General features: G+C 71.3%; 20 protein-coding genes. 11 read left to right on the forward strand and 9 right to left on the reverse strand.

Annotated features, from left to right (window positions below):
• Positions 1-62: 62 nt before the first annotated feature.
• The 5 genes from BMW78_RS14995 (at position 63) to BMW78_RS15015 (ending at position 5,283) form a co-directional block, all read left to right on the forward strand.
• Positions 63-872 carry a ComF family protein gene (locus tag BMW78_RS14995; protein ID WP_143056274.1) on the forward strand — a complete coding sequence of 270 codons (810 nt, stop codon included), beginning with the start codon at positions 63-65 and terminating at the stop codon, positions 870-872.
• 239 nt (positions 873-1,111) lie between these two features.
• Positions 1,112-1,786: a ribosome hibernation-promoting factor, HPF/YfiA family gene (gene hpf / locus BMW78_RS15000; RefSeq protein ID WP_091761376.1), complete on the forward strand. Its 675-nt coding sequence runs from the start codon at positions 1,112-1,114 to the stop codon at positions 1,784-1,786.
• Positions 1,787-1,880: 94 nt separating this feature from the next.
• Positions 1,881-2,588 carry a response regulator gene (locus tag BMW78_RS15005; RefSeq protein WP_091761378.1) on the forward strand — a complete coding sequence of 236 codons (708 nt, stop codon included), beginning with the start codon at positions 1,881-1,883 and terminating at the stop codon, positions 2,586-2,588.
• A 13-nt stretch (positions 2,589-2,601) separates the two neighbouring features.
• Entirely contained in the window at positions 2,602-3,792 is a 1,191-nt protein-coding gene (locus BMW78_RS15010) for a winged helix-turn-helix domain-containing protein (RefSeq protein WP_091761380.1), read from the forward strand.
• Positions 3,793-3,921: 129 nt separating this feature from the next.
• Positions 3,922-5,283, forward strand: a complete 1,362-nt coding sequence (locus BMW78_RS15015; protein ID WP_091761382.1) for an MFS transporter — start codon at positions 3,922-3,924, stop codon at positions 5,281-5,283.
• Here the strand turns inward: BMW78_RS15015 and BMW78_RS15020 are convergent.
• The gene (locus tag BMW78_RS15020) at positions 5,269-6,624 is read right to left on the reverse strand and encodes a hypothetical protein (RefSeq protein ID WP_091761384.1); all 1,356 of its coding nucleotides are present in this window, start codon (positions 6,622-6,624) and stop codon (positions 5,269-5,271) included. The two genes, BMW78_RS15015 and BMW78_RS15020, sit on opposite strands and share 15 nt — an antisense overlap.
• Before the next feature lie 283 nt (positions 6,625-6,907).
• On the opposite strand from BMW78_RS15020, the gene BMW78_RS15025 reads away from it, so the two are divergent.
• Positions 6,908-7,213, forward strand: a complete 306-nt coding sequence (locus tag BMW78_RS15025) for a GNAT family N-acetyltransferase (RefSeq protein ID WP_091761386.1) — start codon at positions 6,908-6,910, stop codon at positions 7,211-7,213.
• A gap of 20 nt (positions 7,214-7,233) precedes the next feature.
• Here BMW78_RS15025 and BMW78_RS15030 read toward each other — a convergent pair whose 3' ends face one another.
• Genes BMW78_RS15030 through BMW78_RS15040 form a run of 3 tightly spaced genes read right to left on the reverse strand, consistent with a single transcriptional unit; the run spans position 7,234 to position 9,069 of the window.
• Entirely contained in the window at positions 7,234-8,220 is a 987-nt protein-coding gene (locus BMW78_RS15030; protein ID WP_091761388.1) for a hypothetical protein, read from the reverse strand.
• A 1-nt stretch (position 8,221) separates the two neighbouring features.
• Positions 8,222-8,863, reverse strand: coding sequence for a cytochrome b N-terminal domain-containing protein (locus BMW78_RS15035; protein WP_091761389.1), 642 nt, complete (start codon positions 8,861-8,863; stop codon positions 8,222-8,224).
• Positions 8,860-9,069 carry a hypothetical protein gene (locus BMW78_RS15040; RefSeq protein ID WP_091761391.1) on the reverse strand — a complete coding sequence of 70 codons (210 nt, stop codon included), beginning with the start codon at positions 9,067-9,069 and terminating at the stop codon, positions 8,860-8,862. Before BMW78_RS15040 ends, BMW78_RS15035 begins: the two co-directional genes overlap by 4 nt.
• 341 nt (positions 9,070-9,410) lie before the next feature.
• Between BMW78_RS15040 and secA the strand changes: the two genes are divergently transcribed.
• Entirely contained in the window at positions 9,411-12,338 is a 2,928-nt protein-coding gene (gene secA, locus BMW78_RS15045) for a preprotein translocase subunit SecA (protein WP_091761393.1), read from the forward strand.
• Positions 12,339-12,478: 140 nt separating this feature from the next.
• Here the strand turns inward: secA and BMW78_RS15050 are convergent, their stop codons facing one another.
• Positions 12,479-13,075: an Rv3235 family protein gene (locus BMW78_RS15050; RefSeq protein ID WP_177180414.1), complete on the reverse strand. Its 597-nt coding sequence runs from the start codon at positions 13,073-13,075 to the stop codon at positions 12,479-12,481.
• Positions 13,072-13,905: a LysM peptidoglycan-binding domain-containing protein gene (locus BMW78_RS15055; protein WP_177180415.1), complete on the reverse strand. Its 834-nt coding sequence runs from the start codon at positions 13,903-13,905 to the stop codon at positions 13,072-13,074. Before BMW78_RS15055 ends, BMW78_RS15050 begins: the two co-directional genes overlap by 4 nt.
• Positions 13,906-14,062: 157 nt before the next feature.
• Between BMW78_RS15055 and BMW78_RS15060 the strand changes: the two genes are divergently transcribed.
• Positions 14,063-14,626, forward strand: a complete 564-nt coding sequence (locus tag BMW78_RS15060) for a hypothetical protein (protein WP_091761397.1) — start codon at positions 14,063-14,065, stop codon at positions 14,624-14,626.
• Positions 14,627-14,702: 76 nt separating this feature from the next.
• Here BMW78_RS15060 and BMW78_RS15065 read toward each other — a convergent pair whose 3' ends face one another.
• Complete coding sequence (locus BMW78_RS15065) at positions 14,703-14,927, reverse strand: helix-turn-helix domain-containing protein (RefSeq protein WP_091761399.1); 225 nt, start codon at positions 14,925-14,927, stop codon at positions 14,703-14,705.
• A gap of 287 nt (positions 14,928-15,214) precedes the next feature.
• On the opposite strand from BMW78_RS15065, the gene BMW78_RS15070 reads away from it, so the two are divergent.
• Both BMW78_RS15070 and BMW78_RS15075 read left to right on the forward strand, forming a co-directional pair.
• Positions 15,215-15,886, forward strand: coding sequence for a hypothetical protein (locus BMW78_RS15070; protein ID WP_091761401.1), 672 nt, complete (start codon positions 15,215-15,217; stop codon positions 15,884-15,886).
• The gene (locus tag BMW78_RS15075) at positions 15,883-17,205 is read left to right on the forward strand and encodes a CpaE/TadZ family protein (RefSeq protein ID WP_091761403.1); all 1,323 of its coding nucleotides are present in this window, start codon (positions 15,883-15,885) and stop codon (positions 17,203-17,205) included. The genes BMW78_RS15070 and BMW78_RS15075 overlap by 4 nt, the downstream gene beginning before the upstream one ends.
• A gap of 38 nt (positions 17,206-17,243) precedes the next feature.
• Here BMW78_RS15075 and BMW78_RS15080 read toward each other — a convergent pair whose 3' ends face one another.
• Entirely contained in the window at positions 17,244-18,578 is a 1,335-nt protein-coding gene (locus BMW78_RS15080) for a hypothetical protein (protein WP_091761405.1), read from the reverse strand.
• On the reverse strand, positions 18,575-19,051 hold the full coding sequence (locus tag BMW78_RS20865) for a cupredoxin domain-containing protein (protein WP_177180416.1): 477 nt from the start codon (positions 19,049-19,051) through the stop codon (positions 18,575-18,577). The genes BMW78_RS15080 and BMW78_RS20865 overlap by 4 nt, the downstream gene beginning before the upstream one ends.
• A gap of 40 nt (positions 19,052-19,091) precedes the next feature.
• Between BMW78_RS20865 and BMW78_RS15090 the strand changes: the two genes are divergently transcribed.
• Complete coding sequence (locus BMW78_RS15090; protein WP_091761409.1) at positions 19,092-20,516, forward strand: WS/DGAT/MGAT family O-acyltransferase; 1,425 nt, start codon at positions 19,092-19,094, stop codon at positions 20,514-20,516.
• Positions 20,517-20,518: the final 2 nt, after the last annotated feature.

Genomic DNA, 20,518 nt, shown 5'->3' on the forward strand with positions numbered 1-20,518 from the left:
CGCCGCCCACAAGCACCGGGCCACCGCAACACGTCCATTGGTTTCTGCGCCAGCCTGATGTCGTGCCACGTCCGCCCACCCGCGCGCTGACGCAGCGGTTCCCCAGGGGACTGCCCACTGGGCTGACCGCCGGGCTGGGGGAGCTGGCGGCGCTCGCGCTGCCCGCGTCGTGCGCCTCCTGCGGCCTCGCCGACGAGGCCGTATGCCGTGAGTGCCGGTCCGCGATCGGCGCGGCGCTCTGGGTGGACGGACCGCGGATGGTGCAGCCGACCCCGTGCCCCGAGGGCATGCCGCGGGTCTGGGCGACGGCTCCCTACGGCGGCCCGCTCGGCCGCCTCGTCGCGGCATACAAGGACGACGAGCGCCGTGATCTCGCCACGGTGCTGGCGCCGCTCCTCGCCTCGGCGGTCGACGCCGCCATCGCAGGGTCCCTGGCACGCCAGGTGCTCGCCGCCGGCAACGGCCCTGTGGTCGTGGTGCCGGCGCCGACGTCACGACAGGCGCGCCGGAGGCGGGGCGATGCACCCCTCCTGGCGCTGACCCGACGGTCGGTCGCCGGGTACGGCGACGTCGAGGCCGTCTGCGGCGACGCGCTGCGGCTGCGGCGGCGGGTCGCCGACCAGGCGGGGCTGACGGCGCGCGCGCGGCGCGTGAACCTCGAGCACGCCATCGAGGCACGCGCGGCGTGGCGGCCGGTGCTCGGGGGAGCGGTGTGCGTGCTCGTCGACGACGTGCTCACCACAGGTGCAACGTTGGTGGAGGCGGCACGGGCGCTGAGGGCCGAGGGAGCCCGAGAGGTCATCGCCGCGACGGTGTGCGCGACCCCCCGAAAGGGCCATGGCACAACTCGCCACAAACCCACCCCCGTATAGGCCCTTCGTCCACTGTCGGAATCCGGGAGCGTCGACTACCTTCTGGTTATGGCCCCCCCGGTCCTGGTGGAGAACACCTCGACAGGGCGCCCCCGGCACTGTCCCGGCGGCGCCTCGGCCCGGGGAGCGGGCAGCCGGAGCGACCGGCGAGGGGAGTGGTGCCGCGGTTGACGAGGGCTTCGCACGCCCGCCTCATGCACCACCACGATGCACCCCACGATTCCCCCAAGGAGGACACTGTGGAGATTGTCGTCACCGGACGCAACATGCAGGTTTCCGATCGGTTCAGGGCCCACCTCGACGAGAAGCTGGCCAAGGTGCCGCAGCTCGCGCCCCGCGTGCAGCGCGTCGACGTGGTAGTGACCCACGAGCCGAACAAGCGCCAGGCCAAGGCGTGCGACCGGATCGAGATCACCTGCCATGTGAAGGGCCCCGTCGTGCGGGCCGAGGCATGTCTGGACGACAAGTACGCCGCCCTCGACGTGGCCATGGACAAGCTCATGGAGCGACTCCGCCGGGCCCACGACAGGCGCCGGGTCCACCGCGGCCGCCGCGCACCGGAGTCGGTCGCGCAGGCGACGGCCCGTCTGTCCGCCCCCCTCGACGGGCAGGGCGCGGAGACCGCGCAGGAGGGGGGCGAGGCCGAGGAGCGCGAGCCCTTCGGCGCCCAGGGGAACTCGCCCATCGAGGTCAGGGAGAAGGTGCACGCGAGCACCCCCATGAACCTGGAGCAGGCCGTCAACGAGATGGAGCTCGTCGGCCACGACTTCTACCTCTTCCACGACAGCGACACCGACCAGCCGAGCGTCGTCTACCGCCGCCGTGGCTGGTCCTACGGCGTGATCCACCTCAAGGTCGAGCGTGAGGCCGATACCGCGTCCGAGCCCATGACCGAGATGGAGAAGGTCGGCTGAGTCAGCCCTGTGCCACGCGCCGAGCGGTGGCATCGACCCGCACCAGCACGTCTGGTGACGAAAAACGTCGGTGTCACCGCTCGCGCATGACAGGATGTGCAGCGTGAACGCAGGGGACAGCGTGCGGACGACACAAGAGCCGATCCGGGTGGTGATCGCGGACGACCATGTGCTCTACCGGCGTGGCCTCCAGACGGTGGTCACGCAGGAGGAGGACATCGACATCGTCGGCGAGGCAAGTGACGGCCAGGAGGCGATCGACCGCACTGTCGAGCTGCTGCCCGACGTCGTCCTGATGGACGTGCGGATGCCGCGCGTCTCGGGCATCGAGGCGTGCGCGGCGATCAAGAGCCAGGTCCCCTCCACCAAGATCATCATGCTGACGATGTCGGACGAGGAGTCCGACCTCTACGAGGCCGTCAAGGCCGGCGCCAACGGTTACCTCCTCAAGGACGTGCCCGGCGAGGAGATCGCGGCCGGCATCAAGGCTGTCATGGGGGGCGACTCGCTGATCTCGCCGTCGATGGCCTCCAAGCTGCTCGCCGAGTTCGCGCAGATGAGCAAGAAGAGCCCCGACCGCCCCGCCACGGTTGGGGCGCCGCGCCTGACCGAACGCGAGCTCGAGGTGCTCAAGCTCGTGGCCCGCGGCATGGCCAACAAGGAGATCGCGCACCAGCTCTTCATCTCTGAGAACACGGTGAAGAACCACGTGCGCAACATCCTCGAGAAGCTGCAGCTGCACTCGCGCATGGAAGCGGCCATGTATGCCGTGCGCGAGAACCTCCTCGATCCTGAAGAGTGACGGTCCCCGAGGAATGACCGAGCCGGTCCGCCTCACGAAGGCGCAGGCTCGCCGCATCGCGCTGGCCGCGCAGGGTTTCGCTGACCCACGCCCGGCTCCCGGCACCGCGACCACCCGTCACCTGCAGCGGGTCATCGACCGCGTGGGCGTCATCCAGATCGACAGCGTCAACGTCCTGGCACGCAGCCACTACCTACCCTTCTTCTCGCGGCTCGGCCCCTACGACCGCGCGCTGCTGGACCGCGCCCGTGACCGGGCTCCGCGCCGGGTGGTCGAGTACTGGGCCCACGAGGCGAGCCTGATCCCGCCTCGGACCTGGCCGCTGCTCGACTTCCGGATGCAGCGCGCGTTGAAAGACTCCTGGGGCGGCATGCAGCGGGTGGCCCACGACCACCCCGAGCTCGTGGAGGCCGTCTTCGAGGAGGTGGTCGCGCGGGGCCCGCTCACCTCCCGCCATGTGGAGGCGGCCCTCGAGCACGACCTGCCGCGCGAGCGCGAGCACTGGGGCTGGAATTGGTCGCTGGTCAAGAACGCCCTCGAGCACCTCTTCTGGGCGGGCCGCATCACCAGCGCCGGCCGCACCCAGCAGTTCGAGCGCCGGTATGCCGCGCTGCAGCGCGTGCTGCCCCGCGACGTCGCCGAGCAGGCGCTCGACCCCGCCCTGCGCCCCACCCACGAGCAGGCCTTCCGCGAGCTCGTGATGGTGGCGGCTGCCGCGCTCGGGGTCGGCACCGAGCAGTGCCTGCGCGACTACTTCCGGCTGAAGCCTGAGCAGGCACGACCGGCCATCGCCTCGCTCGTCGAGGAGGGCGCCCTGGTGCCGGCCACCATCGACGGGTGGGCGCGCCCGGCATACCTGCTCCCGGGTGCCCGCCGCCCACGGAAGGTGACGGCAAAGGCGTTGCTGAGCCCCTTCGACTCGCTGATCTGGCAGCGCGACCGCACCGCCGCGCTGTTCGACTTCACCTACCGGCTCGAGATCTACGTGCCCGCGCACCTGCGGGTGCACGGTTACTACGTGCTGCCCTTCCTCTTCGGTGAGCACCTCGTCGCCCGCTGCGACCTGAAAGCAGACCGGGCCGCCGGGGTGCTTCGGGTCCACGCCGTGCACTGGGAGACCGGAGCACCTGCGGAGGCCCGCCCCGCGCTGGATGCCGAGCTCGCCGCCATGGCTGGCTGGCTGGGCCTCACCGGCGTCGCCTGAACCCGCCGCTTGACTCTCGTCGACCGACCCTCGTCGACCGACCTTTCGGCGCGGAGGACGGCGGGATCACACCGCTCATTGGCCGGATACCGCTGTCACCGTGAAGCTCTCGCGGGTTAGGTTCCGCCGGTGACCACGACTTCCGTCCGCCCCGCCCGCGTCCACCGCGCCTGGTGGGTGGCGCTGGTCGTGCTCGGCGCCCTGGTGGCCGCCGCCGGCTTCCGCTCCTCGACAGGCGCGCTGCTCGAGCCGCTGGAGAGCGAGTTCGGCTGGTCGCGGGCGACCACCTCGGGCGCCGTCAGCGTCAACCTCGTCATCTACGGGTTGACCGCGCCGTTCGCGGCCGCGCTCATGGAACGCTTCGGCATCCGCCGGGTCGTCAGCGCCGCGCTGCTGCTGGTGGCCCTCGGCAGCGGGCTGACGCTCGTGATGACGCAGGCCTGGCAGCTGTGGCTGCTGTGGGGCCTGGCAGTCGGTATGGGCACCGGCGCCATGGCGCTCGTGCTCGGCGCCGTGGTCGCCAACCGCTGGTTCGCCGAGAGCCGGCGCGGCCTCGTGACCGGCATCTTCGGCGCGGCCAACGCCACCGGCCAGCTGATCTTCCTGCCCGGTGTCGCGGCGCTCGCCATGGGACCGGGCTGGCGGTACGCCGCCCTGGTCACCACCGTCGCGGCCGTGCTCCTCGTGCCCGTGGTGCTGCTCGTGGTGGCCGACCACCCGCACGACGTCGGCACCCACCCGCTCGGAACCCTTTCGGTCGACCTCAACGGCATGGGGGAGGGCGAGGCGCAGATCGCGCCAGCTGCCTCCACGTCGGCCCCGGCCACCACCTCGCCGGCGCGGCTGGCCGTGCAGACCTTGCGGGAGAGCCTGTCGAGCCGCGTCTTCTGGATCCTGCTCGGCACCTTCTGGGTGTGCGGCTGGTCGACCAACGGGCTGATCGGCACGCACTTCATCCCCGCTGCCCACGACCACGGCATGCCGCAGACCACCGCAGCCGGATTGCTCGCGCTGATCGGCGTCTTCGACATCGCCGGCACGGTGGCGTCCGGCTGGCTCACCGACCGCGTCGACCCGCGCTTCCTGCTGTTCGGCTACTACGGGCTGCGAGGACTGTCGCTGATCGCGGTGCCGGCGCTGCTCGGGCCGGAGGTCCACCCGAACCTGTTCCTGTTCATCATCTTCTACGGCCTCGACTGGGTCGCCACCGTGCCGCCGACGATCGCCCTGTGCCGCCGGCACTTCGGCCTCGAGCGCTCCGGGGTGGTCTTTGGCTGGGTGTTCGCCTCGCACATGGTCGGCGCCGGGGTCGCCGCCTCGTACGCTGGGTGGGTGCGCAGCTCGACCGGTGACTACCTGCCGGCCTGGCTCACCGCCGGGGCGCTCTGCCTCGTGGCGGCGCTCGCCTGCCTGACGATCACGTCCCCCTCCGACGGGAGGACGGCTGGGCAGGAGGTACGTCCCGCCTCGCGGGTCCTATCCCTTGACTAGGAGCGAGTAACCGTCGGAGCGATCACTCTCCGTCCAACCCTCCTGCGAGGAGAGAGCTGCCGCGAGTGCCGAGTCCGTCGGAACGACGGCGTAACGGGCGCCGCTCCGGCGCAGTGTCTCCTGCCAGCCAGGCATGGCCGCCAACGCACGCACGTGCTGTCGGACGTAGGCGGTGTCGTACACCTCCACGCGCGGGTCGATGACCGGACGCAGTTGCGGATGGCGCCACAGCAGCCAGCCGCCGAGGCTGTACTCATCGAACACGACACTGCCCGGGGGGATTCTGGACAGGGCAGGATCCAAGCCGTTGGGCATTCCGGGTTCGGATGCCACGCGGGGTACGAGAAGCGCAGCGACAGTGAGTGCCACGCCGAGGCCACCCACAAGGGTCCAGTGTTCGGCCCTGGTGCCCGTGACGCGCTCGTCGGGATGCATTGACTGCAGCGCCTCGGCCAACAAGGGAGCGACGATGATGGCTCCAAGCGCCACCGTGCGTGCGTAGAGCAAGGTCCAGCCCACTCCGCTGGCCAGCAAGGCAAGCCGAGTCCAAGGTATGCGATGGCCCTGTCGGCTCCAGATGAGGGCGATGCCGCCAACCATGGCGAGGGTGACCGCGACGTTGGGGTCCGTGAGGGAGGGAGCGCTCCACTCGCTCACGAGGTCGGTGGTCTCGCCCACACGGAGGGGTGCCAACAGCAGTTCGGGGCCAGCGGGAGTGATCGCCGCGGTCAGCATGCCCAGCACCGGGACGGTCAGGAGGCGAACTGCCCGCGGGCGCGCCGCGCGGGGGGCATCGAGGATCATCCCTCCGATGGTGGCGATGCCAACCATTACGCCGACGAACCACATTCCGTGCGAGCACGCCCAGAACCACGTCAGGGGAACCAGCCACCACCGCGCCTTCCCATCTCGTGTGGTGCGAAGCCACGCACCCACGAAGACGGCGAGCAGAACGAAGGACGCCAGCTGGGGTCGGGCCGTGAGGCTGGCGCTCGCTCCGAATACGGCCGCGGTTGAGGCAATCGTCGCCGGAAGGATCGGGGCCCATGACCGGCAAGAGAGGTAGACAAAGAGGAACAGCAGCGCCCCTGCAGCGACAGTGAGCCACGCGACCGCCGGCAGGCCCCCCACGCTGGCGGCAGCCGCCAGGCCCAGCTCGGGCAGCCATTCATGGAGGATCCAGTTCCGCGAGCTGAACGGTGACCAGGGATCCGGTGAAGTGAACTTCCAGTTCCCCCACAGGTACTGCCCAGCCCGGATGTGCCAGAAGGTGTCCGGGTCGGCGACGCCGTGGAGGGTCAGACGCAGCAGGATGAGGGGAACCACGGCGAGGAAGGCCAAGGCCAGAAGACGCTCCCGAGCTGCTCCACGTGAGACTCGAGGTGGTTGGGCTTGCCGAACCTTCTGGGGCCTGCTGTTCGTGTTCAGCTGGACATCGGTCAATGCGTTGCCTTTGACATCGGCGCGAAGCGGGACAGTCAGGACGGTAGCGCCGAAATCGCACGATCCGACCCACCTGGCGGATCGTTCATCCCTTTGGCCGATGCGCATCCATGAACGAACCTGCGGCCCGCAGGAGCCGGGAATGCAACCCGCCGGTTGACACCTCCCGTTGAATGGGGCAATGCCCAACACCCACACCGAGATCGTCCGCAACGACGCCGAGAACCGCTACGAGGCCCTCGTGGACGGCGCCCTCGCGGGGTTCGCCGAGTACGCCCTGACCTCGCAGACCATCACGTTCACCCACACCGAGGTCGACGACGAGTACGAGGGGCAGGGTGTCGGCTCGGCCCTGGCGCAGGGCGCCCTCGACGACGCGATCCGCCGCCGCGACCGCCGGATCAAGGTCGTCTGCCCGTTCATCAAGGCCTGGATCGAGCGCCACCCCGACTACCAGCACCTCCTCGCGGAGACGCCCAGCGCCTAGTGCCGCTCGCCCGGCGGGCCCTAGTGCCGCTCGCCCGGCGGGTAGTCGCGGTAGTACTGACGCCAGACCAGCCGGTGCACCGGGATCCAGCGCGGGATGCTGCGCAGACCCGGGATGAACGGCAGGAGCACCAGCCCCAGGGTGAGCAGCATCATCATGCCCCAGACCTGCGCATCGGCGTTGTCGGAGGTCGAGAACGGCGGCACCTGGTACCAGAACGTGTACAGCCACATCCACGGCTGACCGGGGTAGGCGCCCGTCTCGTTCATCATTCCCCACTGGTCGCCACCGAGGTGCTGCGCGCGGGCGGTGTCCTCGATGTACGCGCCATCGCTGAGCAGGAGCAGCGCACGCGTGGGGTCGCCGCCGTAGAACGTGCCCGAGGAGGTCAGCTGACCCTCGAGGCCACCCGTCCGGGCGACGTCGAGGAAGCCGTTGGTCAGTGTCGGCACCGGCCCGTAGTCGCCGGGGGCCACCTTCGCGGGGTCACCGTTCGGCGCCTTCGCCAGCGCATCGGCATACGCGCCGGCCCACGCGGTGCGCCGGGCGTCGCTCGCCCCGTTCCACCGGGCCAGGGCCGCCTTCACGCGGAGGTCGCCGCTGCTGCTGGCGGTCAGCGGACCGAGCACGAGGTCCGCCGAGTTCACGGGGTGGCGCACGCCGCCCCACTTCTGCAGCGGCACGCCGAGCAGCTTCTGGCCCTCGGCGGCGCTGTTGTAGGGCGGTCCGTAGGTGGCGCTGGCGCTCGTGCCGGCCAGCTCGGCGGCCGCCGTCGCGACGACGTCCTCGGGAGCGGCCTGCGCCCACGACGCGAAGGTGATGGGTTTCTCGTCGGGGGAGGAGAAGGCCGCCGCGAGACCCACCGTCAGCAGCCCGACCACGACCAGGGCGATGACGAACTCCTTGACCAGGTCGTAGCGCCGGGTGGGGAAGCTGTGCGCGTCGCGGGGTCGAGCTGGCGACCGGCGGGACGAACGGGTCGGTCGGGTCGGGGTGGCAGTGGCCATGTCAGTCCTCCCCGTCCGCTTCAATCGGCGGCACGACCCCGTGCCGGCGCACCAGCACGATGTGCAGCACCGCGATGAGGCCCACCGCGAACGGCAGCAGCACGACGTGCCACAGCAGCATCTGCCCGGGGTTGAGCACGTTGAACCAGGCACCGATGCCGACGGCGTTGAGCCCGTCCTTGGCCTGCGTGCTGATCCACTGCGAGTCGAAGTTGGTCTGCGTCAGGTAGCCCGTGAACGCGGTGCCGATCGAGGCGAGGAACGCCACCACGCCGGTCATCCAGGTCAGCGCCCGGCCGCCGCGCCAGGCCGCCATCCAGAACTTGCCCCACAGGTGGATCACCATCGCGGCGAAGAAGATCTCGACGCTCCACAGGTGCAGCGAGTTCACGAACCGCCCCAGCGACGACACGTGCCACCACTCGAAGCCACCGAGGGCCAGCAGGCCGCCGGTCACCACGACGACGAAGAGCGCCGCCAGCGTGGCTACCCCGAACACGTAGATCCACGAGGCGACGTAGACGGGCTGGCGGTCGGGGAGGGCCTGCCCCGGCGGCACGGTGCGCTCGATGCGCTCGCGCAGGGCCCTGGTCCACGTGTCGTGGCCAGCGCTGGTGCCCGGCGCGACGGTGGCCCGGCTCATGGCCGCGGCCCGTCAGGGTCGGCGGGAGCCCTGGTCCGCACGGGCGCCGGTTCCGCCGGCCCGCCACCCGGGAAGGGCAGGAGCAGTGCGAGCACGAAGACGACGACCATCCCCGCGATGATGAGGAGGTTGGTCAGCGAGATGCTGAACCAGCCCCACTGGAGGTAGCTCCCTGAGTCTGCGAGGGCCGCTGCAGCACCGACCACGACCGACCACCTCCGTCTGTCCGGCACGAGGGCGCTGTCGCTCCCGTGATCCTTCGAGAGTCGGGGGGACGTGGGATGTGAAGGCAGGGGCAAAGGTCCCTTCCGTGAACCCCCTACCCCCACCCTCGGCGGCCCACCACCTCCCGTGACCCACCGCGCACCCGCACCATGCCCCGTATGCCGTGCGCACGGCATACGGTGGTGGGGAACCGGCCCACGGGGCCGGCACGTTGCCCCGTGGAAGGGGCGCGTGGTGCAGGGGGTCACATCGCGCTGGCCGACTCGACTAACCTAGGCGGGGCCGTTCCCGAGGGCGGCCCGCGAACTCCAGGAGACATTGCGTGGTCAAGATCGTCGAAAAGCTGCTGCGAGCTGGTGAGGGACGCACCCTCAAGAAGCTCCAGGGCGTCGCTGCCCAGGTCAACGCCATCGAGGAGGACTTCGAGAAGCTGACCGACGCCGAGCTGCGTGCGGAGACCGACAAGTTCCGGGAGCGCCTCGCCGACGGTGAGAGCCTCGAGGACGTCATGCCCGAGGCCTTCGCCGCGGTCCGGGAGGCCGCCAAGCGCACCCTCGGCAAGCGCCACTTCGACGTGCAGCTCATGGGTGGTGCCGCCCTCCACATGGGCAATGTCGCCGAGATGAAGACCGGTGAGGGCAAGACCCTCGTCGCGACCCTGCCGTCCTACCTCAACGCGCTGACCGGCAAGGGCGTGCACGTCGTCACCGTCAACGACTACCTCGCGGAGTACCAGTCCGAGCTGATGGGCCGCGTGCACCGCCTGCTCGGCCTCGAGACCGGCTGCATCCTCTCCTCGATGACGCCGGAGCAGCGCCGGGCCGAGTACGCCAAGGACATCACCTACGGCACCAACAACGAGTTCGGCTTCGACTACCTGCGCGACAACATGGCGTGGACGATGGAGGAGCTGGTCCAGCGCGGCCACAACTTCGCCATCGTCGACGAGGTCGACTCCATCCTCATCGACGAGGCCCGCACCCCCCTCATCATCAGCGGCCCGGCCGACGCCGCCACCAAGTGGTACAACGAGTTCTCCAAGATCGCCCTGCTGCTCAAGCGCGGCGAGCTCGAGTCCGGCGAGGGCGACTACGAGGTCGACGAGAAGAAGCGCACCGTCGGCGTCCTCGAGGCCGGCATCGCCAAGGTCGAGGACTACCTCGGCATCGACAACCTCTACGAGTCGGTCAACACCCCGCTCATCGGCTACCTCAACAACGCCATCAAGGCCAAGGAGCTGTTCAAGCGCGACAAGGACTACGTCGTCATGAACGGCGAGATCCTCATCGTCGACGAGCACACCGGCCGCCTCCTCGCCGGCCGCCGCTACAACGAGGGCATGCACCAGGCGATCGAGGCGAAGGAGGGCGTCGAGATCCAGAACGAGAACCAGACCCTCGCGACGATCACCCTCCAGAACTACTTCCGCATGTACGGCAAGCTCTCCGGCATGACGGGCACCGCCCAGACCGAGGCGGCCGAGCTGCACTCGATCTACAAGCTGGGCGTCGTGCCGATCCCGACGAACCGCCCGATGATCCGCAAGGACCAGGCCGACCTCGTCTACCGCACCGAGGAGGCCAAGTTCTCCGCGGTGGTCGACGACATCGTCGAGAAGCACCGGAACGGCCAGCCGGTGCTCGTCGGCACCGTCAGCGTCGAGAAGAGCGAGTACCTCTCCGACCAGCTGCGCCGAAAGGGTGTGCCCCACGAGGTCCTCAACGCCAAGCACCACGAGCGGGAGGCCGCGATCGTCGCGCAGGCCGGCCGCAAGGGCGCAGTCACCGTCGCCACCAACATGGCGGGTCGAGGCACCGACATCATGCTCGGCGGCAACCCCGAGTTCATGGCCGTCGCCACGCTCAAGCAGCGCGGGCTCGACCCGGAGGAGACCCCGGAGGAGTACGAGGCCGCTTGGGACATGGCCCTCGCCGAGGCGGAGGAGTCGGTCGCGGCGGAGCACAAGGAGGTCACCGACCTCGGTGGGCTGTACGTGCTCGGCACCGAGCGCCACGAGTCGCGCCGCATCGACAACCAGCTGCGTGGCCGCTCCGGCCGTCAGGGCGACCCGGGCGAGTCGCGGTTCTACCTCTCGCTGCAGGACGACCTCATGCGGCTGTTCAACGCCGCCATGGTCGACCGGTTCATGACCACGGCCAAGATGGACGACAACGTCCCGATCGAGTCCAAGATGGTGACCCGCTCCATCCAGAGCGCCCAGGGCCAGGTCGAGGGCCGCAACTTCGAGATCCGCAAGAACGTCCTCAAGTACGACGACGTCCTCAACCGCCAGCGCACCGTCATCTACGACGAGCGGCGCCGGGTGCTCGAGGGCGAGGACCTGCACGAGCAGATCCGCCTCTTCGTCAACGACGTCATCAACGGCTACATCGACGCCGAGACCGCCGAAGGGTTCGCCGAGGACTGGGACCTCGAACGCCTGTGGACCGCGCTGAAGACGCTCTACCCGGTGTCGGTCACCATCGAGGAGGTCGAGGAGGCCGCCGGCGGCCGCCCCTCGCTCACTGCGGAGATCCTGCGCGAGCAGCTGCTCTCCGACGCCCACCACGCCTATGACGCCCGCGAGGAAGAGCTGGGCGCCGAGGTCATGCGTGAGGTGGAGCGCCGCGTCGTGCTCTCGGTGCTCGACCGCAAGTGGCGCGAGCACCTCTACGAGATGGACTACCTGCAGGAGGGCATCGGCCTGCGTGCGATGGCCCAGCGCGACCCGCTCGTGGAGTACCAGCGCGAGGGCTTCCAGCTCTTCCAGGCGATGATGGAGTCCATCAAGGAGGAGTCCGTCGGCTACCTCTTCAACGTCAACGTCGAGGTGGAGAAGCCGGCGCCGGCCGTGGCTCCCGTCAGTGTCAGCGACATGCTGGCCGGGTCGGGCATCGGCGCGGCGGCCGGGGCTGCTGCCGCCGAGGAGGCTGCGACCCGCGGCGAGCCCTCGCTCGAGGGCGTCGGCATCGGCGAGGACGTGCTGGCCGCCGGGCCGGCCGGTGAGACCGAGGAGGAGCGGGCCGAGCGCGAGCGCATCGAGATCCGCGCCAAGGGCCTCGAGCAGCCGGTGCGCGCGTCGCAGCTGCACTACTCGGCGCCCACGGCCGAGGGCGGGGTGGAGGTCCGTGACGTGGGCTCCGCCGGCACCACCCTCACCGCCGAGCAGCTCGAGGAGACCCCGAAGAACGCTCCGTGCCCGTGCGGCTCGGGCAAGAAGTTCAAGATGTGCCACGGGGCCAAGTCCTGAGCGACCCGCTCCACTGAACCCTCGTCGAACGCGCCGGCCCTGTGCCGGCGCGTTCGCCGTTTCCCGGTATGCCGCGCGGTCGGCTCGGCGGACCTCTCTCGTATGCCCGGCGGACCTCTCTCGTGTGCAGAGTGGTCGGCTCAGCCGACCTGGAGGGCCTCGATGCGCCAGCGGCCGTCGACGCCCACGAGCCGCATGGCCAGCGCCCTGACCCTGGAGCCGTCGAGCACCACAGCGGCGGCCTCGGCCACGCCGTCGGCCGGCTCGCACACCCGGACGCTGCGCACCACGGCACGCCGAGCCGATGGCCGGCCACGCCGGGCGGAGACGGCGCCGCGCCGCGCCACCACGGCGTAGACCTCCGGCGTCGTCCACCGGATGATCTGCGGGGGCTGGCGCAGGCCGGACATGACCTCGACGACGGCCTGGGCCAGGTGACCGGCCCAGTGCACCGGGTCGGGCAGGCCGCTGCGGCCGGTCGGCTGCGGGCCGAAGAGCTGCTCGTCGCTGGCCGACGCGAAGTCCACTGCGAGGGCGTCCTGGATGTACCGCGGCCGCTGGGCGTCGTGCCCCTCCGTGAGGACGGCGGCCGGGAGGTGCGACTCGGTCTGGTGGATGACGGAGGGACGCACCTGCGGGATCGGCAGCACCCGGATCGGCTGCAGCGTGGTCGCCGCCTTCAGCGTGGTCGCCGCCTGCTGCGTGGCCGTCACCTGCGACGCGACCGCGCGGCTCACCGCAGGACCTCGACCGCGTCGGGCGCACGCAGCACCTGTCCGGGCAGCAGCACGTCGGGGTCGTCCCCGACCACGGACCGGTTGGCCTCGTGCCAGCGCGGCCACTCCGCGGCGACCTCGGCGTCGGTGGCGTCGGGTCCGAGGTGGGCCCGCGCGATGTCCCAGAGCGTGTCGCCGCGACGCACCACCGTCTCGCGCGGCCCCTCCGAGGCAGGCGCCGTGGTGACCAGCCTCGTGGAGGGCTGGGGGCGGACCGGTGGACGGCTCGGCGTCCAGCCGGGTGCCGGTGTCGCCGACCCAGCGCTGGGGTGCGCGGGCACCGGGCTGGGGGCGAAGGCGGGGGAAGGCGCACCGGCATACGGCACAGCGGCATTGACAACCGTGCCCCGCAGGGTGGTGGTGGGCGAGAACGACGGGGACAGTGACGTGGACGGCGCCTGCGCGGGTCTCGAGGAACCGCCCGACAGCCGGCCATCGGTGGCGGTGGCCGTTCCCGGGGCCAGCGCTCCGGCGAGGCTGGCGCCCACGACCACGGCGGCACACCGCCGCACCACCGCTGGAGTGGTCCGCTCCGCCGCCGCGCGGCACCGGGCGCCGGCCGCGCCGGGCAGGTGGCCGAGCAGCGCGAGCAGCAGACCCAGCCAGAGCCAGGTGGCGACGGCAGCGCCGACGACAGCCGCCAGTGCGGTGAGCGCCTCCTCGGGCGTGCTGGGTGCCGGACCGGTCACGACGCGCCAGCGGTCGACCGCCACCGAGGCCAGCCACAGCCCGGTCAGGGGCGCCCCCACGCCCAAGGACACGCCACCGCAGACATCGCGCAAGCGAGCCATGATTCCCCCTTTGATGCGGTTTGCTTGTGTTTGCGTATGCCAGCATTCCGGCACGTTTGCCTGCGTTTGGCAAGGGGTGACTGCAGAGCGACGGCTCAAGACCCCGCCGGGCGCTACGCTCGGCGACGCTGGGGCGACTCGGGAGGGCAGGGGGACCATGCGCTGGGATCAGCTGTTCGGCGACCTCGAGGGCCAGTGGGAGGCCGAGGTCCGGCGCGACCTCGACCAGGAGGTCGCCGACCGCACCCGGCGCGAACGGGCGACGGTCGGCCTCTTCGAGCGCCTCGCGGCCTCGGTCGAGACGGAGGTCGGTCTGCGGCTGGTGGCCGGACCACCCCTGCGTGGGGTGTTGTCCGACGTCGGCGACGGCTGGCTGCTGCTGGGCGGTGACCGTGGTGGCCAGTCGGCCCTGGTGCCGCTGACCGCCGTCACGGCGGTGACCGGGCTGGGGGTCCGCGCGGCGGAGGCGAAGCTCGCGCGGCGCTTCGGCTTCGGCTACGCGCTGCGGGGCCTGAGCCGTGACCGGGCGGTGGTGGCGCTGACCGACGTCTCGGGGGCCGTGGCGACCGGCACGATCGACGCCGTCGGGCGTGACTGCTTCGACCTCAGCGAGCACGCGCCGGACGAGCCGCGACGGCCCGAGAACGTCACGGGACGGCGCCTGGTGCCCTTCGCGGCGGTCGCCTACCTGCAGCCGGCGGGCGGCCCGGCTGCGATCTGAGCGCGGCACGACGCCTCGGCATGACGAGACCCGCCCCGGCATACGGAGCGGGTCTGGTCGACCTGTGGGGTCCGGCCTACTCGGGGTTCTGGCCGAAGGGGTGCGCCGCGACGAAGTTCTTGGTCTCGTCGTACATCCGCTGGATGTAGCTCTCGAGCTCGGAGACCTCGACGCGCCACTGGCCCCGGCCGCCGACCTTGATGGCTGGGAGCTCACCGGACCGGACGAGGGCATAGGCCTGCGCGGAGGAGATGTCGAGCACCTCGGAAACCTCCGACAGCTGGATGAATCGCTTGGTCACGGCTTCCCCTGCCTCTCACTTGAACAGGCGATTACCTGTCCTTGACCAAATTTTTACCATACGCGTGCGTCTGCGTCTGTCGATTGCCGACAGTCTCCCATCACCGCGATTTCACCACATTGGCCGGTCACGTCCTGCGGTCATCCCCACCCTTGTGGACTGGAGATCCCGCAACACGTTCCGGTACGCCATGATGACTCCCGGACCGGGGCCGAAACCGAGACAAAAGCACCAGGAACGACAGCACCAACAGAGCACCATCAACAGCACCGAGGGGGAGCTGCGCCGTGCCCGACATCGCCACGCCCAAGGCCTCGCGCCTGCAGAAGCCGTCGTGGAAGGACACCCGACTGCTGGTCGGCATCCTGCTCGTGCTGGCCGCCACCGTGCTGGGATCGCTCACCATGGCCGCTGCCGACGACCGGGTGCCCATGTATGCCGCGGCGACCGAGCTCGTGCCCGGCCAACCCCTGCGCGCCGACCGGCTGACCCGGGTCGACGTCCAGCTCGGCGACCGCAGCGAGAGCTACCTCTCCGCGGCGTCGGCCCTGCCCTCCGACGTCTACGTCCTGCGCGAGGTCCGGCCGGGCGAGCTCATCCCGCGCTCGGCGATCGGCAGCCAGGACGCCGTGGGGCTGCAGCCGCTCACGCTCGTGGTCGACGCCCGCTCCGCCGCCCCGCTCGTGGTGGGCTCGGTGGTCGACGTCTACGTCAACCCGGTCGACCCGAAGGGCGACACCGCGGGCCGTGACTTCGCGGGCGCCGAGCTCGCCCTGGAGTCGGCGACGGTGGCGGGTGTGCCCAAGACCGGAGGCCGGCTCAGCGGCACGGAGGCGCAGCGAGCGGTGCAGGTGATGGTGCCCAAGGACCGCATCCGAGACCTCATCGGCCAGGTCGACCTCGGCGCCCGCGTCACCCTCGTGCCGGTGCCGGGCTCGCGACTGGGCGGTGAGCAGTGACCACAGCGGTGCTCACCGCGGTCGGGCACCAGTGGGAGGCCCGGCTCGTCACTGCCCTCGAGTCGGCCCCCGGCCTGGCCGTCGTGCGCCGCTGCGCCGATCTCGCCGACCTGCTTGCCGCGGCCTCGGCCGGGTTGGCCGACGTCGCCCTGGTCTCGGCCGACCTGCGCTCCCTCGACCGGGCTGCCCTGCACCACCTCGCCAGCCACGGGGTCCGCTCCGCAGGGGTGGCGGCCCCGGGCGACGAGGCGGGGGAGCGGCGGCTGCGCCAGCTCGGGCTCGACGTGGTGGTCCGCGCCGACGCCGAGCCCCACGAGATCGAGGAGGCCTTGACCGGGCTGCAGGAGGCGGACCTGCCGGACGACCCGTTCGGGCCCGACGGTGGCAATGACCCTGACACCGGTGACGAGGCCGCTCGTGGGGCGGCAGCGCTCACTGGGCCGGGTGCCGCAGTGGCACCGCCCGGCTCCGACGGCTGGGCTCCGGTCGAGCAGTCGCGGATCATCGCCGTCTGGGGCCCCACCGGTGCGCCCGGACGCAGCACGCTCGCCCTGGGGCTGGCCGCCGAGCTGGCCGCCGCCGGGACGCGCACGCTGCTCGTGGACTGCGACACCTACGGCTCGTCCGTCGCCCAGGCGCTGTCGCTGCTGGACGAGGCCCCAGGCATGGCGGCCGCCGCCCGCGCCGCCGACCAGGGCGTCCTCGACCTCCCGGCGCTCGCCCGCCTGGCACCCGAGGTGAGCCGCGGGCTGCGGGTGCTGACCGGCATACCGCGCGCGGAGCGCTGGCCCGAGCTCCGTGCGGCCGCCGTGGAGCACGTGCTCACGATGGCGCGGAAGCTCGCCGAGGTGGTGGTGGTCGACTGCGGCTTCTCCATCGAGGACGACGAGGAGCTCAGCTACGACACGCTCGCGCCCCGCCGCAACGCCGCCACCCTCACCGCGCTGGAGCAGGCCGACGAGCTGCTGGTGGTCGGCAGCGCCGACCCGGTCGGCCTGCAACGGCTGGTGCGAGCCGTGCAGGACGTCGGCAGCATCCCCTCACCCACCCCGCAGGTCGTGGTCAACAAGGTGCGCGCCTCGGCGGTCGGAGGCCGGCCGGAACGACGGATCGCCGAGGCCCTGGAGCGGTTCTCGGGGATGGACGACCTGCTCTTCCTCCCGTGGGACCAGGCCTCGCTCGACGAGGCGATGCTCGCCGGCCGGACGCTGGTCGAGTGCGCGCCGCAGTCCGAGCTGCGCCGTGCCGTCGCCGCCGTCGCCAGCCGGTATGCCGTCGGGGCACCGGAGCCGGTCGGCCGCCGGCGCCGCCGTCGCTGACCCTCCAGCGCGGTCCGAACCGGTGCGACCGGTGGGAGCTAGTGGGAGAACAGCAGGGTGAGGCCGCCCACGGTGTAGACGACCATGAGCACCAGCAGCGGCACCTGGCCGGTGACGGCCACGCGGCGCGGGAAGAGGCTGACCGCGCGCTCGTGCGCGACGACCACGCCGAGCAGGTGGCCGGTGACGATCGAGACGACCTGGATCGTGGCGACCAGCCCCGGGTCGATCAGCGCGTGCCACGGGTGGATGCCGGCGGTGCCGAGCCAGTTGGCTCCGGTGCCGAGCGGGTCGGAGAGGCGGGCCAGCCCGTTGACCCCCTCGAAGACGAACAGCGACCAGTAGTGCGCGACCAGGTAGCCGGCCGCGATCGGGATCAGCGAGGGGGCGAACGCCGTGGCCAGTCCGCGGACGGGCACCTTGGCCAGCGCCGCCGACACGGCCGCCGCGACCCACAGCATCGCGGGCACCAGCAGGCACAGCGCGACAAGCGCGAGCGTCTCCCACACCCGTGGCACGTCGGAGGACTGTGTGAAGCTGTACCACCAGGTCTCGCCGGAGAACCCGTCGTAGGCGGTGCCGCCAAGCATGACCGAGGTGGTCGCCAGGAGTCCGGAACGGGGCGCGAGCTCGTTGGGCCCGTGCAGCGGCGTGCGCAGCACCCAGCGCCCGTCCTCCCGGCGGCCGAGTGGGCTGAGCGAGCCGTAGAGCCCGGACCACGCCTCGAACGGGTCGCCGGTGGCGAAGTAGTCGCGGCCGAACACCATCGCCAGCATGACGGAGATGAGAAGGAACCCGAGGATGGCGACGCGCAGCACCGGCAGGGTCGCGTTGTCGGGGGCGATGAGCTCGAGCCACGTGAACGCGAAGAGCCCCAGCGCGGCCGGCCAGTACCCGAGGCGGTAGGGCGCCAGCGAGAAGTCGGGGGAGACCCGGGCCAGGGCCAGCAGCCCGCGGTGCAGGTAGCGCACCGGGTTGAGCACCCGCCAGATCGGCCCCAGGACCATCGAGAGCAGGCCGAGGCCGACCCACAGCCAGACGTAGACGACGTAGGGGACCGGGTTGTTGGCGTCGTCCTTGCCGAACACCAGCGACATGAGCACCCATGCCGTCAGGGCCAGCGACAGCACCGCGAACACCCCGCGCACGAAGGGCGAGTCGAGCGCGAGGGCCAGCGCCGGGGGGAGCAGCCGGCCGTCGGTGCGGCGCAGCCGCGGCTGCTTCCACAGCACCCCGAGGGCGACGAAGGAGATCGCCAGCGCCAACCCCGCGCCGATGAGCAGCAGGTCGAACGGCAGGGGAAGGTCCTCGCGCGAGCCGATGCCGTGGGCCGGCAGCATGACCGACGGAAGGGCAGCGGGGAGCAGGGTCATCGGACGGCGATCATCATCAGCCGCAGGGCCGGCTCGTGCGTCTCGACCTCGTAGAGGCCCGCCTCAGCGCCCGTCAGGGTGACGGTGGTGGGCGTTCCGGCCTTCAGCTTCTCCTCGATGTCGAAGCCGTGGGCGTGGAGCTCGTCGTCGTGGTCGCTCGTGACCACGAGGGTCAGCTTCTCGCCGACCTTGAGGTCGACGGTGGTGGGCGCCGGCGTGACCTTCCTGCCGGTGATGGTGACGTCGATGACCCGCCCCGCCGGGGTGTCCTTGGCCGGCGGAGGAGTGGTGGGGCTCTTCGCGGACGGCGGCGTCGGGGCCCCGCTCGACGAGGCGGTGGAGGCGGCCGTGCTCGACGACGCAGCCGGGCTCACCCCGGGTGTCGCGGTGTCTCCCCCGCACGCGGTGACGGCGAGCGCCAGCGCCGCCCCCGCGGCATACGAGGCGCCCCTGGCCAGGGTCATCTTCGTCACGCGCTGCAGTCTAGACAGCGCGATCTGACACCATGGACGCGTGCCCGACCGCCTGAGCTCGCTCGACGCGTCCTTCCTCTACCTGGAGGACGCGACGACGCCCATGCACGTGGGCTCGGTGATGGTTTTCGACCCCCCGGACGACGGCTTCGACTACGACCGGCTGGTGCAGCTGATCTCCCAGCGGATCGCGTTCGTGCCGCGCTACCGACAGCGGATCCGGCAGATCCCCGGCCGCCTGGCGAACCCGGTGTGGGTCGACGACGAGGACTTCGACGTCACCTACCACGTGCGCCGGTCCGCCCTGCCGCGCCCGGGCACCGACGAGCAGCTGCAGGAGTTCGTCGCGCGGATCCAGCCGCGCCCGCTCGACCGGCAGCGGCCGCTGTGGGAGGTCTACCTGGTCGAGGGCCTGGAGGACGGCCGCTTCGCGATCGTCACCAAGTCGCACCAGGCGCTGGTCGACGGCGTGCACGCGGTCGACATCGCGCACGTGATCGTCGACGACGACCCGGCGGCCGAGGGCCTCGTCACCGACACCTGGCGCCCCTCGCCGGAGCCGAGCGACATCGAGCTGCTCACCAGTGCGCTCGTCGACGCCGTGCGCCGGCCGAGCGAGATCGTCGAGAACGTGCGCGGCGGCATCGCCGACGTCAAGGCGGTCGGCGGCCGCGCCCTGTCGGCTGCGGGACACGTGGCGTCGACGATCGCTCGCACGGCGGCCCGTCCCGCGCCGACGTCACCACTCAACGCCTCGGTGGGTGAGGCCCGCCGCTACGTCATGATCGGCACCGACCTCGACGACTACAAGAAGGTCCGCAGCGCGCTCGCCCGGGGGCACTTCGCCGACGACGTCACCATCAACGACGTCGTCCTGGCGACCATCGCCGGCGCGTTCCGCTCGTGGCTGCTCACCCGTGGGGAGGCGGTGCACTCGGGCACGACGGTGCGGGCGATGGTGCCGGTCAGCGTCTACGACGACGAGAACCACACCCGCCTCGGCAGCCGGCTCAAGGCCTGCTTCGTCGACCTCCCCGCCGGCGAGCCGGGTGCCTCGATGCGGCTGCACCAGGTGGCGTTCGCGATGCGCCAGCAGATGGAGGGCGGCCAGGCCGTGGGCGCCGAGACCCTCGCCGAGCTCGCCGGCTTCGCCCCGCCGACGCTGCACTCGCTCGGTGCCCGCCTCGGCAGCGCGGTCTCGCGCCGGCTGTTCAACGTGGTCATCACCAACGTGCCCGGTCCGCAGCAGGCCCTGTATGCCGGTGACGCCAAGATGGTGGCGACCTACCCCGTGATGCCGCTGGCCAAGGGGCAGGGGCTGTCGATCGGGCTCACCTCCTACGACGGAGGGGTCTACTACGGCCTCAACGCCGACCGTGACGCCATGCCCGACATCGACGTCCTCGGGCAGGGGATCGTCGACGCGCTCGGCGAGCTCCTCGAGAGCAAGTCGAGCCAGCGGTAGGC

Source organism: Pedococcus cremeus (assembly GCF_900111375.1).
Taxonomy (GTDB): domain Bacteria; phylum Actinomycetota; class Actinomycetes; order Actinomycetales; family Dermatophilaceae; genus Pedococcus_A; species Pedococcus_A cremeus.